Source organism: Streptomyces venezuelae (assembly GCF_008642355.1).
GTDB classification, from domain to species: domain Bacteria; phylum Actinomycetota; class Actinomycetes; order Streptomycetales; family Streptomycetaceae; genus Streptomyces; species Streptomyces venezuelae_B.
This window is the reverse complement of record NZ_CP029193.1, coordinates 5,631,224-5,643,565: the sequence shown is the minus strand read 5'-3', so window position 1 is coordinate 5,643,565 and position 12,342 is coordinate 5,631,224. Positions and strand designations below refer to the sequence as shown.

13 protein-coding genes and 1 tRNA gene are annotated in these 12,342 nt (G+C 71.6%); 7 read left to right on the top strand and 7 right to left on the bottom strand.

Annotated elements, in window-relative coordinates; genetic code table 11:
* Window positions 1-29: 29 nt before the first annotated feature.
* Complete coding sequence (locus DEJ47_RS37430) at window positions 30-152, top strand: hypothetical protein (protein WP_263398904.1); 123 nt, start codon at window positions 30-32, stop codon at window positions 150-152.
* Between the two features lie 74 nt (window positions 153-226).
* Here DEJ47_RS37430 and DEJ47_RS26260 read toward each other — a convergent pair whose 3' ends face one another.
* The gene (locus tag DEJ47_RS26260) at window positions 227-751 is read right to left on the bottom strand and encodes a response regulator (protein ID WP_398335881.1); all 525 of its coding nucleotides are present in this window, start codon (window positions 749-751) and stop codon (window positions 227-229) included.
* A gap of 210 nt (window positions 752-961) precedes the next feature.
* On the opposite strand from DEJ47_RS26260, the gene DEJ47_RS26255 reads away from it, so the two are divergent.
* The 3 genes from DEJ47_RS26255 to DEJ47_RS26245 all read left to right on the top strand — a co-directional run bounded on the left by DEJ47_RS26255 (window position 962) and on the right by DEJ47_RS26245 (window position 3,519).
* Window positions 962-1,033, top strand: a tRNA-Arg gene (locus DEJ47_RS26255).
* Between the two features lie 373 nt (window positions 1,034-1,406).
* The gene (locus tag DEJ47_RS26250; RefSeq protein ID WP_223828513.1) at window positions 1,407-2,417 is read left to right on the top strand and encodes a helix-turn-helix domain-containing protein; all 1,011 of its coding nucleotides are present in this window, start codon (window positions 1,407-1,409) and stop codon (window positions 2,415-2,417) included.
* Window positions 2,418-2,862: 445 nt separating this feature from the next.
* A complete protein-coding gene (locus tag DEJ47_RS26245) occupies window positions 2,863-3,519 on the top strand; it encodes a YceI family protein (RefSeq protein ID WP_150172232.1) in 657 nt (218 codons plus the stop codon).
* Here the strand turns inward: DEJ47_RS26245 and tatA are convergent.
* The 3 genes from tatA to DEJ47_RS26230 are packed head-to-tail and all read right to left on the bottom strand — an operon-like array spanning window position 3,514 to window position 6,814.
* Window positions 3,514-3,699, bottom strand: coding sequence for a Sec-independent protein translocase subunit TatA (gene tatA, locus DEJ47_RS26240; RefSeq protein ID WP_190415565.1), 186 nt, complete (start codon window positions 3,697-3,699; stop codon window positions 3,514-3,516). The genes DEJ47_RS26245 and tatA overlap by 6 nt on opposite strands.
* 35 nt (window positions 3,700-3,734) lie before the next feature.
* Entirely contained in the window at window positions 3,735-6,407 is a 2,673-nt protein-coding gene (locus DEJ47_RS26235) for a cation-translocating P-type ATPase (protein ID WP_398335884.1), read from the bottom strand.
* The gene (locus DEJ47_RS26230) at window positions 6,404-6,814 is read right to left on the bottom strand and encodes an ArsR/SmtB family transcription factor (protein ID WP_399552236.1); all 411 of its coding nucleotides are present in this window, start codon (window positions 6,812-6,814) and stop codon (window positions 6,404-6,406) included. Before DEJ47_RS26230 ends, DEJ47_RS26235 begins: the two co-directional genes overlap by 4 nt.
* Window positions 6,815-6,961: 147 nt before the next feature.
* Between DEJ47_RS26230 and DEJ47_RS26225 the strand changes: the two genes are divergently transcribed.
* The gene (locus tag DEJ47_RS26225) at window positions 6,962-7,726 is read left to right on the top strand and encodes a thioesterase II family protein (protein ID WP_150172224.1); all 765 of its coding nucleotides are present in this window, start codon (window positions 6,962-6,964) and stop codon (window positions 7,724-7,726) included.
* 16 nt (window positions 7,727-7,742) lie between these two features.
* On the opposite strand, the gene DEJ47_RS26220 is transcribed toward DEJ47_RS26225, so the two are convergent.
* Window positions 7,743-8,813 carry a Ku protein gene (locus DEJ47_RS26220; RefSeq protein ID WP_150172222.1) on the bottom strand — a complete coding sequence of 357 codons (1,071 nt, stop codon included), beginning with the start codon at window positions 8,811-8,813 and terminating at the stop codon, window positions 7,743-7,745.
* A gap of 62 nt (window positions 8,814-8,875) precedes the next feature.
* Here DEJ47_RS26220 and ligD point away from each other — a divergent pair, with 62 nt between their 5' ends.
* The gene (gene ligD, locus DEJ47_RS26215) at window positions 8,876-9,766 is read left to right on the top strand and encodes a non-homologous end-joining DNA ligase (protein WP_150172220.1); all 891 of its coding nucleotides are present in this window, start codon (window positions 8,876-8,878) and stop codon (window positions 9,764-9,766) included.
* 64 nt (window positions 9,767-9,830) lie between these two features.
* On the opposite strand, the gene DEJ47_RS26210 is transcribed toward ligD, so the two are convergent.
* Window positions 9,831-10,607 (bottom strand): alpha/beta hydrolase, encoded by a 777-nt coding sequence (locus DEJ47_RS26210; RefSeq protein ID WP_150172218.1) that lies wholly within the window; start codon window positions 10,605-10,607, stop codon window positions 9,831-9,833.
* A gap of 258 nt (window positions 10,608-10,865) precedes the next feature.
* Between DEJ47_RS26210 and DEJ47_RS26205 the strand changes: the two genes are divergently transcribed.
* Entirely contained in the window at window positions 10,866-11,300 is a 435-nt protein-coding gene (locus DEJ47_RS26205) for a nuclear transport factor 2 family protein (protein WP_150172216.1), read from the top strand.
* Between the two features lie 13 nt (window positions 11,301-11,313).
* Here the strand turns inward: DEJ47_RS26205 and DEJ47_RS26200 are convergent, their stop codons facing one another.
* Window positions 11,314-12,123, bottom strand: a complete 810-nt coding sequence (locus DEJ47_RS26200) for a nuclease-related domain-containing protein (protein WP_150172214.1) — start codon at window positions 12,121-12,123, stop codon at window positions 11,314-11,316.
* Window positions 12,124-12,342: the final 219 nt, after the last annotated feature.

Sequence of the window (12,342 nt, the reverse complement as noted above, 5' to 3'; positions counted from 1 at the left end):
ATTCGGGATGGTCCGGGATGTGGACGGGGGTGGGTCCGGTCACCGGGCTGGGCGCCGCACTCGCCCGCCTCTCCGCCCCTGACGCGACCACCCGTGCCCGCACACTCGACCGAATGATCGGCGTCCGCGCCCGCTACTGCTCGGCCGACTGATCCGCGTCCGTGCCCGCACGCTCGGCCGGATGATCCGCGTCCGTGCTCGCTGCTGGTCCGAGGATCCGTGCCCGCTACTGCTCCGAGGACTCGCACCCCGCGCCGCCGCGACCAAGATCACGCCCGATCGTGACGCCTTCCCGCACTCTTTCCCCACTGGGGTCGGGCTCACCTTCCCCTTCAGGCTCCGGCTCCCCTTCCCCCACACCGTCCCGCTTCCCTCTCCTGTTCCCCTCGGTCGAGATCAACTGGCGGACGATGCCGACCAGTTCGTTCGGCTCGAAGGGCTTGGCGAGGAAGGCGTCGACGCCGACTTCGAGGCCGCTCTCGACCTCGTACTGCGTGCAGGCGCTGATGACGACGATGGGGAGGTCACGGGTGCGCGCGTCGGACCGCAGCCGTGCGGCGGTCCGGAGACCGTCGAGCCGGGGCATCACGACGTCGAGGGTGACCACGTCGGGCTGGACCTGCTGCACAACGTCCAGGCATTCGACACCATCGGCCGCGGTCACGACCTCGAAGCCCTCCAGCTCGAGGTTGACCCTGATCAGCTGCCGGATGACCTTGTTGTCGTCCACAACAAGCACGCGGCCGGGCACGCCTGGCACAACTCGAGAGTAGGTCCGCGCCCGCCACCGCGTCCCGGTTTTCCCTACTTCCGCCCCGTGCGGCCCGCCCGGCCACCACTCCCCTCCCCCGCGGAACACCCCCTCTCCCGGCCCGCCCCACAGGCACGGAAATACCTGTTCATGGCGAGCCCCGGAGAGCTGGTAGGGTTCTACCCGTCACCGCGCAAGCCGCGCTGATACGCCCCCGTAGCTCAGGGGATAGAGCAACGGCCTCCGGAGCCGTGTGCGCAGGTTCGAATCCTGCCGGGGGCACCCTGTATGAGGTGCCCAAAGACCCCGTCACCAGCGGAAACGCTGAGGCCGGGGTCTTCGCGTATGTGGAGCTGGTGCGGCCCGCGCAGCCGATTGCGGTTGCGTACGTCATGGGCGATTCGGTGGTCTTGGGCGTCTTTCGCCCGAAGCAAACACAGGCAGCGGCACTGTCGCGGCGCAGGAGCCCTTTTCGGAGGGTGGTGTGTCATTTCCGCCGGTCTCGTAGGCGTGTTGGAAAGGCGCGGTGGAGTCCTCCCCCTCGGAGGGTGGAGGTTGCACGCTGGGGCGGGGTGTGGGGGCATGGGGGCTCGAGGGGGTGCGTGTGTGAGCGAGAGGGTGAGCCATGATTCGAGCGTGTCTGTCCAGTGACGGCGTGCCCCCTGAGGAGCGGTTCGACTGGTGGTTCGGGCTCAAGTCCGCGTCGCCGATCGCCACGACCTTGCGCAGTGACTGCACCGATGACTTTCCCGTCGCCGTGGATCACGTGGATCTCGGGGCCGCGACGCTGACCACCATGGCGTATCCCTCAGCCGAGGTACGTCGGACTGCTCGGCATATCCGGAGAGGGGATCCTCGTAGTCTGCAGGTTTCTCTCACTCTGCAGGGGCTCAGCGGGTTTGAGCAGGGTGGGCGCAACGTGCAGTTCGGGGCCGGGAACTTTCTGTTGTACGAGTCCTCTTCGCCCTTTGAGGGGTGGATGCGGCGGCTGGACGAGAGTGGTGCTCCCACTCGGAGCATCGTGGCCACATTGCCCATGCATCTGCTGCCGTTCCCCGCCGACCGGCTGCCCGATCTCGTCTCCCGGCCCCTGTCCGGGCGGGATGGGTTCGGGGCTCTGCTGTCCCATTTCATGTGCCAAGTGGTCGGGGATCCAGGCCAGTTCGGGGATACGGGCGCGGCCGCTGATCGGCTCACTCATACGCTTGTCGACCTCGTGGGACATCTCGCCGCCCAACACCTCGACTCCGACCTCTCGTTACCGGCCGAGAGCCGTACGCGCGCCCTGTTGTTGCAGGTGCAGAGCCATGTCCGGCGGCATCTGCGCGACCCTGGCTTGAATCCCGACAGCATTGCCGCCGCCCATCACATCTCCACCCGGTATTTGCACCGGCTTTTCCAGGAGCAAGGGGTGACCGTTTCAGCCTGGATACGGCAGTTGCGGCTCGAACGGTGTCGGCGGGCGCTGGCCAATCCCGCCCTCGCCACCGTGCCCGTCGGCGCCATCGCGGCCCGTTGGGGGTTCACCCGGCCCGCTGTCTTCACCCGCGCTTTCCGTGCCGCGTACGGGCTCACGCCCAGCGAGGTCCGCGCACGCGCACTGCTGAGCGACGGGAGTGCGCTGGCGGTCAACAAGAGTGCGCCCTTGGTCAACGACGCCGAGTGAGTGGTCGGGAAGACTTTGGGGCGGCGGCGAGATCGGGGGTTCGCCGCCCGTGTCCGCCCCTGCGCCCGAAGGAACGGGGGAGGGCGTAGGGGCGCGTACGCGTGATGAGGGATGGGCGGTGTGCCGGCCGACGGCGTGTGCACCACGGGGGACGTGTGCACTGCGTGTGTGACGTCTGTGCGGCACGCCGCCGGGGGCTCCGGGCCTGCCGGGGAGGGTGACGACTGGGCGGGGCTCCGGTGCCTGCCCCGCTCGAATGCCGTGACCGGATCCGTGACCGTGTGTGACGTCCGGCTGCCCGAACGTGCATCCACATCATGTCGATCCTGTGCATCTTTGCCGTCGGCACCATGGAACCCGGACGAGGCCGCCCATCTTGCGAGGTGGCGGGCGTGTGGCGCGTGATAGCACGGGAGCGACATCGTCGAGGGAGGGTACGTTCCCCGTGGGCATCTTCAGCCGTCGCCAGACCGCCACCATCGAGCCGACGCCGGCCGGCGGTACCGGCGCGTCCGGTGCGTACCCCTCGACCAGTGGTGGTGTCGCGCTCGATTCCGCGCTGCGCGGGCTGACCGGGCAGTGGACCATCGACCGGCCGCACAGCCGCGTCGGATTCTCCGTGCGGCACGCGATGGTGACGACCGTCCGGGGCGCCTTCGCCGACTACGACAGCACGTTGCACTTCGACGGCGACCGGCCCTCCGCGTCGCGGGCCGAGATCGTCATCCGGGTCGGCAGCGTCGACACGGGCGTGGAGCAGCGGGACGCGCACCTCGTCGGCGCCGATTTCTTCGACGCGCGACGCTTCCCCGAGATGGTGTTCCGCAGTACGGCCACCGTCCACGAGGGCGGTGAGACTTTCCGTATGACCGGGGATCTGACCATCCGCGACGTCACCCGGCCCGTCGAGCTGCAACTCGACTACCTGGGGTCGGTCGTCGATCCGTTCGGATTCGAGCGCGTCGGGTTCGACGGCACCACCACCATCGACCGCACCGACTGGGGGCTGGTCTACAACCAGCGCCTCGCTGCGGGCGGCACCATGGTCAGCGAGAAGGTGCGCCTGCAGTTCGACATCTCCGCGATCCGCGCCACGTCATGAGGTGACGTCCGCACCGGTTCGCCGTCCGGTCCGCTGTCCGGTCTGCTCCTGTTCCCGCTGCGCGTCCTCTTCCCTCAGCGCCTTCGTCTCGCTCTTGAGGATGCGCAGGGACTTGCCCACCGAGCGGGCGGCGTCCGGGAGTTTCTTGGAGCCGAACAGCACCACGATTACAAGAAGCACGACCAGTAGGTGCCAGGGCTGCAGGGCGTTGCGGATCATTGTGGCCCTCCTCTTCCACTTCCGCCGCTTCCATGAGCGACACTTGCCTTGTTGCGCAACTGTACAACTGTTGCGCCGTAGAGAGGCAGGACCAGGGTGAGCAGCGCGTAGTAGGTGGGTGGCAGGGGTGTCATGCCCAAGGGAGGGCCCAGCGGGGAGAGAGGGATGAGGATGCCCGCTGTCGCCAGGGCCAGTGCGGCGCGGGTGACCGGCGTCGCCCTCCTGCCGGCGGCGGTCGTCCCGTACGCCGCGCCGCGCATGAGGAGCATCGCCAGCGACTGCGTGAGCAGGTTCTCCGTGAACCAGCCCGCGTGGAACAGCGATTCGTCCTCCGTGCCGGTCGGGCCCGGCGCCGCGAGTGCGAGGACCGCGAAGGTCGCCAGGTCCGCCACGGCGTTGAGTACGCCGAACCCCGTGACGAGGCGGAGGAAGGCGCGGGGGCGGAGCGTGGTGGGGCGGCTGAGGGCGGCGGGGGCGGGGCGTTCGTGGGCGAAGGCGAGTTGGGCCGCGTCGAAACAGAGGTTCTGGACGAGTACCTGGGCCGGGAGCATCGGCAGGAAGGGCAGGAGCAGGGCCGCGGTGAGCATCGCGATCACGTTGCCGAGGTTCGAGGAGAGCGTGATGCGCAGGTACGTGGCTATGTTCACGCCGCTGCTCCGACCCGCGGTGACGGCGTGGTCGATGGCCGCCAGGCCGCCCGCCCGAGGCAGCACCACGTCCGCCGCCTCCCTCGCCGCCGGCACCGCGTCGTGCGGGGCCAGGCCCACGTCGGCCGCGTGCAGGGCGGGCAGGTCGTTGACGCCGTCGCCGAGGAAGCCCGTGGTGTGGCCGTGGGCACGCAGGGCCGCTACGACGCGTGCCTTGTGGGCGGGCGTGCAGTCGGCGAAGACCGTGGTGCGGTGGGCCAGTCGTGCCAGGGCCGCGACGTCGGTGGGTGGCACGGCGTCTATGTCCTCGGCCGTGCGGACGGCGTCGGGGGCGATGGGTGGCAGGGCCAGGTCTCGGCGGACGCGGGCGGCCGTGCCCGGGTGGTCGCCCGTGAGGATCTTGACGGTGACGCCTCGGTCGGCGAGCGCGCGCAGGGCCGGGCCCGCCGCCGGGTCCGGGGCGTCGCGGAAGGTGACGAAGCCGACGAGGGTGAGTCCGTGGATGTCGGACGGGGACCAGGTCGGGTGGGAGGCGGTCCCGCGGCGCCTGGCGGGACGGTCGCGGTCTGCCGTCGCCACGGCCAGGACGCGCAGGCCCTTCGCCGCGTGGTGGGACGCCAGGGCTTGGAGGCGGGTGCGCTCCTCGGCGGGGAGGGCGCAGAGCTCCAGTACGTTCTCCACGGCGCCCTTGACCACCAGCGTGTGGACTCCCAGGCCCGCGCCGGGGCGGGTGACCACTGCGGTGGCGAGGCGGCGTACGGGGTCGAAGGGCAGGGCTGCGATGCCCTCGTAGCCCTCGTAGTGCTCCGGCGTGGTCAGGATCGCCTCGTCCAGCGCGTCCGGGGCGGGCGGGTCGGCCAGCCGCAGGGTCCACCACGCGTTCACCGCCGCCCAGTCCAGCGCCTCGGGGGCGTCGCGGCCCGCCGTGTCCAGGCTGCGGTCGACCACGGGGCGGCCCTGCGTGAGCGTGCCGGTCTTGTCCACGCACAGGACGTCCATGGCGCCCAGGTCGTGCAGGGCGGGCAGACGTCTGACGATCACGCCGTGGGCACGGGCCAGGTGGGCGGCGCCCCGGGCCAGGCACATCGTCACCACGACCGGCAGCATCTCCGGGGTCAGCCCCACCGCCACGGCCACGGCGAACGGCAGGGTCTCCAGGCCTCGGTCGCGCAGCGCGGCGTTCGCCACGAGCACCAGCGGCGGCGTGAGCAGCATGAAGCGGACGAGGGTCCAGGAGATGCCGTGCACCGAGCGGTCGAAGGCGCGGGCTCTCGCTGCCCGCTCACCGCCGGGCACGCCTGACGCCTCGTGCGTCGTACTCGCGAACCGCGTGTGTCGGCCCGTCGCCGTCACCACCGCCGTGCCGCCGCCCGCGGTGACGCTGCTGCCCTGGAAGCAGAGGTGTTCCGTGCCTTCCCCGGGGTCGGTGGTCGGCGTCCAGGGTTCTTTGGTCGTCGGGGACGACTCGCCCGTCAGTGGTGCCTCGTCGACCGAGAGACCCGTCGCCGTGAGCACCTGCCCGTCCGCCGGGATCACGTCCCCGGGAGCGAGCCGGATGATGTCGCCGGGAACCAGTTCCTCGGCGGGGAGTTCGCGGGGAGCGGGTACCGCCCGTTCGCGGGGAGCGGAAGGCTCCCGTTCGTCGGGGGCCGGGCGGCGCACGACCGTCGCCGTCGTCGGCACCAGGTCGCGCAGCGCCGCCATCGCGCGGTCGGCCCGGTGTTCGCCCGTCGCGCGGAGCGCGCAGCTCACCGCGACCAGGACCGTGATCACGCAGGTCGTGCCCCAGGCCGCCGTCCCGGCCGAGACGATGCCCAGGCAGAACAGGACCGCGGTGAAGGGGTCGCGCAGACCTCGTACGAAACGGCGTCGCCAGGACACCGTGCGCGGGACCGGCGGCACGTTCGGACCGTGCCGGGCCAGGCGCGCGTCGGCCTCTTCCTCCGTGAGACCGCGCGGTCCCGTCTCCAGCGAGCGCAGGACTTGGAGCGTGGTGGGTCCGGACATCGCCAGGACCCTCAGGCACCCGTTCCGCGGAACCGGCGGGCCGGGGCGGTGGACGCCTCCGCGCGCGACGCGAGCTGCGTGACCATGAGACGTACGACCGTCACCACGTCGGGGTCGGCGACGAAGTACACCACACGGCGGCCCTCGCGGCGCGACCCGACGAGCCCGGCCAGTTTCAGCTTGGTGAGGTGCTGGCTCACGGCGGGCAGCGCGCCGCCCACCCGCTCCGCGAGGCCGCTCACGTCGCTCTCGCCCTGCGCCAGGACCCACACGATGTGCAGCCGCGCGGACGACGCGAGCAGGCCGAAGGCGGCGGCGGCTTCCGTGAGCAGTTCCGGGGGCGGGTCGTCGTGACCGCCGGCGAACGTGCCCGCGGGGGCCACCGCGCCGTCCGGCGCCGTCCTTCGGCCTCCCGCTCGCACAACCCTCGCCCTTCTCGTCCACCGCCTCGTCATCGGCGTCCGCCGTCAGTCTAGGTTGGACCGGACACAGCACTCAGCAGTCAGCACTCCGCACTCGTCACTCAGCACACCGCCGCCCCGCGCGGCAGCGAAAGGAAGGTCGCGCTCGTGGGCGACTGGATACGCAGCTTCCACCCCGCACCCGCCGCCGGGACCCGTCTCGTCTGCTTCCCGCACGCGGGTGGCTCCGCCAGCGCCTACCACGCGCTGTCGGCCGCCGTCTCCGGCACCGTCGACCCACTGGTCGTGCAGTACCCGGGGCGGCAGGAGCGGTACGGCGAACCGTTCGCCGAGCGTTCGGACGATGTCGTCGACGCGGTGCTCGCCGCGCTCTCCGGGCCGTCCGACATCAGGCCCGTCGCCCTGTTCGGGCACAGCATGGGCGCGGTCCTCGCCTTCGAGACCGCGCGGCGCATGACGGCCGAGGGCCGACCGCCCGTCGTCCTCTTCGTCTCCGGACGGCCGGCCCCCTCGCTGCCCCGGCGCCCCGCCGCGGCCGAGCGGCCCGTGCACGAGATGTCCGACCACGAACTCGTGGACGAGATGCGCAAGCTGTCCGGCACCGCGAACGAGCTCCTCTCCTCCCCCGACCTGCTGCCGCTCATCCTGCCGCCGGTACGTGCCGACTACCGGCTCCTCGACGCCCACGTCCACCGCGCCGGGCCCCCGCTCGACTGCCCGGTCGTCGCGCTGACCGGGGACGCGGACCCCCGCGTCACGGTCGAGGGCGCGCGGGCGTGGGAGAGCGAGACGCGCGGCGACTTCTCCTGTCACGTCCTGCCCGGGGGCCACTTCTTCCTCGACGACCACCTGCCGTACGTCACGGAGGTCATCGCCGCCTCACCGGCGGGCCGGGGCGCGACGACGGCGTAGTTCCATTCGCGTACGTTCAGGCGGAGGCCCTGCGCCTCCCCGACCCCGTTCCCGTCGTCTTCTTGGCCGCCGTCTTCTTGGCCGCCCCGCTCTTCCGCGCCGACCCGGCCGACTTCGCCGTCGTCGCCCTGCTCGCGGTCGACTTGGTCGACGCCTTCTTCGCGGCGGGGGCCGCCTTCTTCTTCGCCGCGGTCGACGTCGACTTCTTCCCGCCCACCTGCTTGGGCGTCGCGCGGGACGACTTGCGGGCGAGTGGCGTCACCTCCGCCACCGCCCCCGACCCGGAGTCCGCGCCCTCCGGGTCCTCGCCCCGCGCCGTCCGCGCCTCGCGGACGCTGTTCTCCAGGGCCGCGAGCAGGTCGATGACCTTGCCGCCGCCGTCCCCGGCAGGGGCCCGTTCCGCCGGGGTCACGCCGTCGACCTTCGCGGCGACCAGCTCCTCGACCGCCTCGCGGTAGTCGTCGTGGAGGGTGTTGATGTCGACCTCGCCGAGCGTGTCCATCAGCGCGTCCGCCAGGTCGAGTTCGGCCTCGCGCACGGTGACGTCCGTGTCGGGGGCCACCCCTTCGGGCGCACGGATCTCGTCCGGCCAGAGCAGTCCGTGCATGGCGATCACGTCGTCGACGACGCGCAGCATGCCGAGCCGCTCCCGGCCCCGCAGCGCGAACTTCGCGATGGCCACCTTCTGGCTCCGCTTGAGCGCCTCGCGCAGCAGTGTGTACGGCTTGGCGGCCGGGGTTCCGCTCGCCGCGAGGTAGTACGCGGCGCCCATCTGGAGCGGGTCGATGCGGTCGGCGGGGACGAACGCGACGATCTCGATCGTCTTGGCGGTGGGGATGGGCAGCGTGGCCAGGTCCTCGTCCGTGATCGGGATGATCGAGCCGTCCGCGTCCTCGTACCCCTTGCCGATCTCCGCGGTCGGGACCTCGCGCTCCTCCAGTTCGCACACCTTGCGGTAGCGGATGCGGCCGCCGTCCTCCGTGTGGATCTGGCGGAAGGAGACCGCGTGGTTCTCGGTCGCGTTCACGAGCTTGATCGGGATGCTGACCAGCCCGAAGGAGATCGCACCGTTCCATATGGATCGCACGTCCGGCACCTCGCTGAGAGCTGATTCGTGTCGCTTTGGGCGTTATATGGGACTCTCATCCTATGACGCCGATCACAGAGGTGGAGGGGCGGCGGCTCGCGCTCAGGAACCTGGACAAGGTCCTGTATCCCGCGAGCGGCTTCACCAAGGCCGAGGTCCTGCACTACTACGCCTCCACGGCCGACGCCCTCCTCCCCCACCTCCGCGACCGGCCCGTCTCCTTCCTGCGCTATCCGGACGGGCCCGACGGCCAGCAGTTCTTCTCCAAGAACGTGCCGCCGGGCACCCCCGACTGGGTGCACACCGCCGAGGTGCCGCGCTCCCGCTCGGAGGGGACCGCGCGGCAGGTCCTCGTACAGGACCTGCCGACGCTGATGTGGGCGGCCCATCTGGTCACCGAGTTCCACGTGCCGCAGTGGCGGGCTGACGCCCCGGCGCGGGCCGACCGGATGGTCTTCGACCTGGACCCGGGGCCGCCCGCCACGGTCGTGGAGTGCTGCCGGGCGGCGCTCTGGCTGCGGGAGCGGCTGGCCGCCGACGGGTTCCACGTGTACGCGAAGACGTCGGGCAGCAAGGGACTGCACCTCCTCGTGCCGCTGGAGCCGACCCCCTCCGAACGGGTCACGGCGTACGCCAGATCGCTGGCCGTCGCGGCCGAGCGCGAGCTGCCCGACCTCGTCGTGCACCGCATGACGCGGAGCCTGCGCCCCGGCAAGGTCTTCGTCGACTTCAGCCAGAACGCGGCCGCGAAGACCACCGCCGCGCCCTACACCCTGCGGGCACGGCGGGAGCCGACCGTCTCCACGCCCGTGACCTGGGACGAGGTCGAGGCCTGCGACGACCCCGGGCGGCTGGTCTTCGCCGCGGACGACATCGCGCCGCGCCTCGACGAGTACGGGGATCTGATCGAGCCCCTCGACGACCCCGACCGGGCCCGCCCGCTGCCATCCTGACGGCGGGACGGGCGCCGCAGCACGAGCCGGGCGCCGCAGCCCGAGCCGAGCGCCCGGCCTCACCTCAAGTGGCGCGCGAAGACCGGCCTCGCCTCACATGGCGCGCCAGGAACCGTCCCGCCTCCTCCCCCGCGGACTCCGGGACCCCCGTGTGCCCGCCCATGTTCGCGTGCAGGGACTTCTCCTCGGAGCCGAAGGCGTCGAACAGGTCCAGGGAAGCCTGCCGGTCGTTGCCCTCGTCGTCCCACTGGAGCAGGACGTGCAGCGGGACGGTGACCCGCCGGGCCTCTTCGAACACGGCACGCGGTATGAGACTCCCGGCGAACAGAACCGCCGCCGCGACGCGCGGCTCGACCACCGCGAGCCGGACCCCGACGGAGATCACGCCGCCCGAGTAGCCGACCGGACCACCGATCCCGGGCAGGGCCAGGAGCGCGTCCAGGGCCGCCCGCCATTCCGGGACCGCCCGCTCCACCAGTGGGAGGACGAGCCGGTCCACGACGTCGTCGCCGACCGGCTCGCCGGCCGCCATGGCCCGGCGCAGATCGGCGCGGGCCTCTTCGATGACGGGCAGACGGGGGCGGACCCCGCTGCCGGGGAGCTCAACGGTGGCCGCGGCGAAACCGTCCGCCACCACCCGCCGGGCCCTGGCCGCCAGCCTCGGGTACATCTTGTCCAGCCCGAGCGGCGGGTGCCCGAGCAGGATCAGCGGCGCCTCGGCGGGCGGCGCGGAGGCGGGCGTCCACAGGATGCCGGGGACCTCGCCGAGCATGAACTCGCGCTCGAGGACGCCGCCCCGGGAGACCTCGGTGTCGAGGCGCTTTCCTGAAGTGAAGTGCATGGTCGTGCCTTTCGGGGAGTGCGCGGAACGGCGCTCCCGGGCGACGACCTACCGCCCGACCGTGACCCCGGAGGAGAGCACCCACGTCGATACGTTCACGGGTACCACCTCCTCGGTCTCTCGCACGGCCGCCGGAACCGTAGCAGTGGCCACCGCGGCCCTCCACAGGTTTTTCCGTTAATCAAGTTTGACTACTCCCGCTCCGTGGCATACCTTCCTCACCGAGGCATGTAGTCAAACTTGATTAGAGGAGTCCGCATGACCCGTCTTCCCGACACCGACACCGGATACGTCCCGACCGACGAGGACCGGGCGAGCCTGGACGCCTGGTTCGCCGAGTACGACGCGCACAGCGCGAAGCGCGATGTCGAGCGGATGGCCGACCTGGCCGTCTTCCCGCTCAACCTGGTCAGCGACGACTCCGCCGGCGACGGGCGGGCGGCGCAGTGGGACCGGGAGCAGTTCGTGGGGACCATGACGCACGTCATGGGGGACGGCAGCGAGGACATCACGTTCGAGTCCACGCGCACGCCCGTCTTCCTCTCCCCCGCGATGGCCGTCGTCTTCACCGACTCGGTGATGACGGCGAACGGCGAGACGCAGCGGCTGCGCTACGCCGACATCCTGATCAGGCGCGGTGGCTCCTGGGCCTTCCAGACCATGATCCAGGGCGGCTGGGGGGACAACCTGTAAGTCAGCCGGACCGTCAGACCCGTTCCCACGTCCTGCGGTCCCTGGCCAGCGCGTGCAGCGCCTCCACATCGGCCGGTTTCAGCACCCCGCCGAGGCGGGCCAGCCCCGGCAGGTCCGCCTCGCGCAGCACCCGCACGTCGCGTGGCGGCGCCGCCACGTCCAGGTCGGCGGCGCCGGACCCGGCGAGGACAAGAACCGGGCGGACCTCCGCCGTCAGCGCGAAGGACGCCCGGCCCGCGTCCGAGCGGAGCGAGCGCAGGAGGGGGAACGGCTCGGCGCGGCCGACCGTCACCATCGGGTCGGCGATGCGCACCCGCTGCTTGCGGACGGCGAGGGTGCCCACGCAGAACAGGCCACCGGGGCCGATGAGCAGATGGTGGATGCGGGCGTCACCGGGCAGCGGCAGGGAGTGCAGGACCCGCCAGCCCGCGCCTTCGAGGGCGTCGAGTGTCTCGCCCACCGCCTGTTCGGCGGCGAGCGCGCGGTGCCGGGCGTCGGCGCGCAGCCTGCGGGCGGGCGCCGGGTCGCGGTCGAGGGAGATCCGCAGGGCCTCCCCGGGGCGGTTGGGGGCGAGGTCGTCGTCCGGGTGGAGGGCGAGCCGGGCCAGTTCGGCGGGCGTCGGTACGGGCGGCGGACCCACGGTGACCTGGCCGGTCAGGAAGGGGGCCAGGACGTCGAGGACATCTTCCTCGCTCTCCTCGCTGAGCAGGTTGACGCGGGACGCCTCACGGTCGTACCAGGCCACGTTCCTGCCGTCCGCGAGGTACACGTACAACCGCTCCTGCCCGTGCCTCCAGGCCGGTACGACACGCAGTCCGGTCATGAGCCCTCACCCCCCTCGACCATGGGAACAGCCCACACGCTCTCCGGCAAGAACCAGGTCGCGGCCGGGAGGAGCGGGGGCGTCTTTGCGCCGACTGCGCCCGGTCCGGGCGTGGAATCCCATCCACCCCGTAACGGCACCGCCCGCGCAGTTATGGGCCGCTGTTACAGAGCCGCCGAATTGCCGCAATAGCGGACATCTAACTTCTTACGAGTCCCC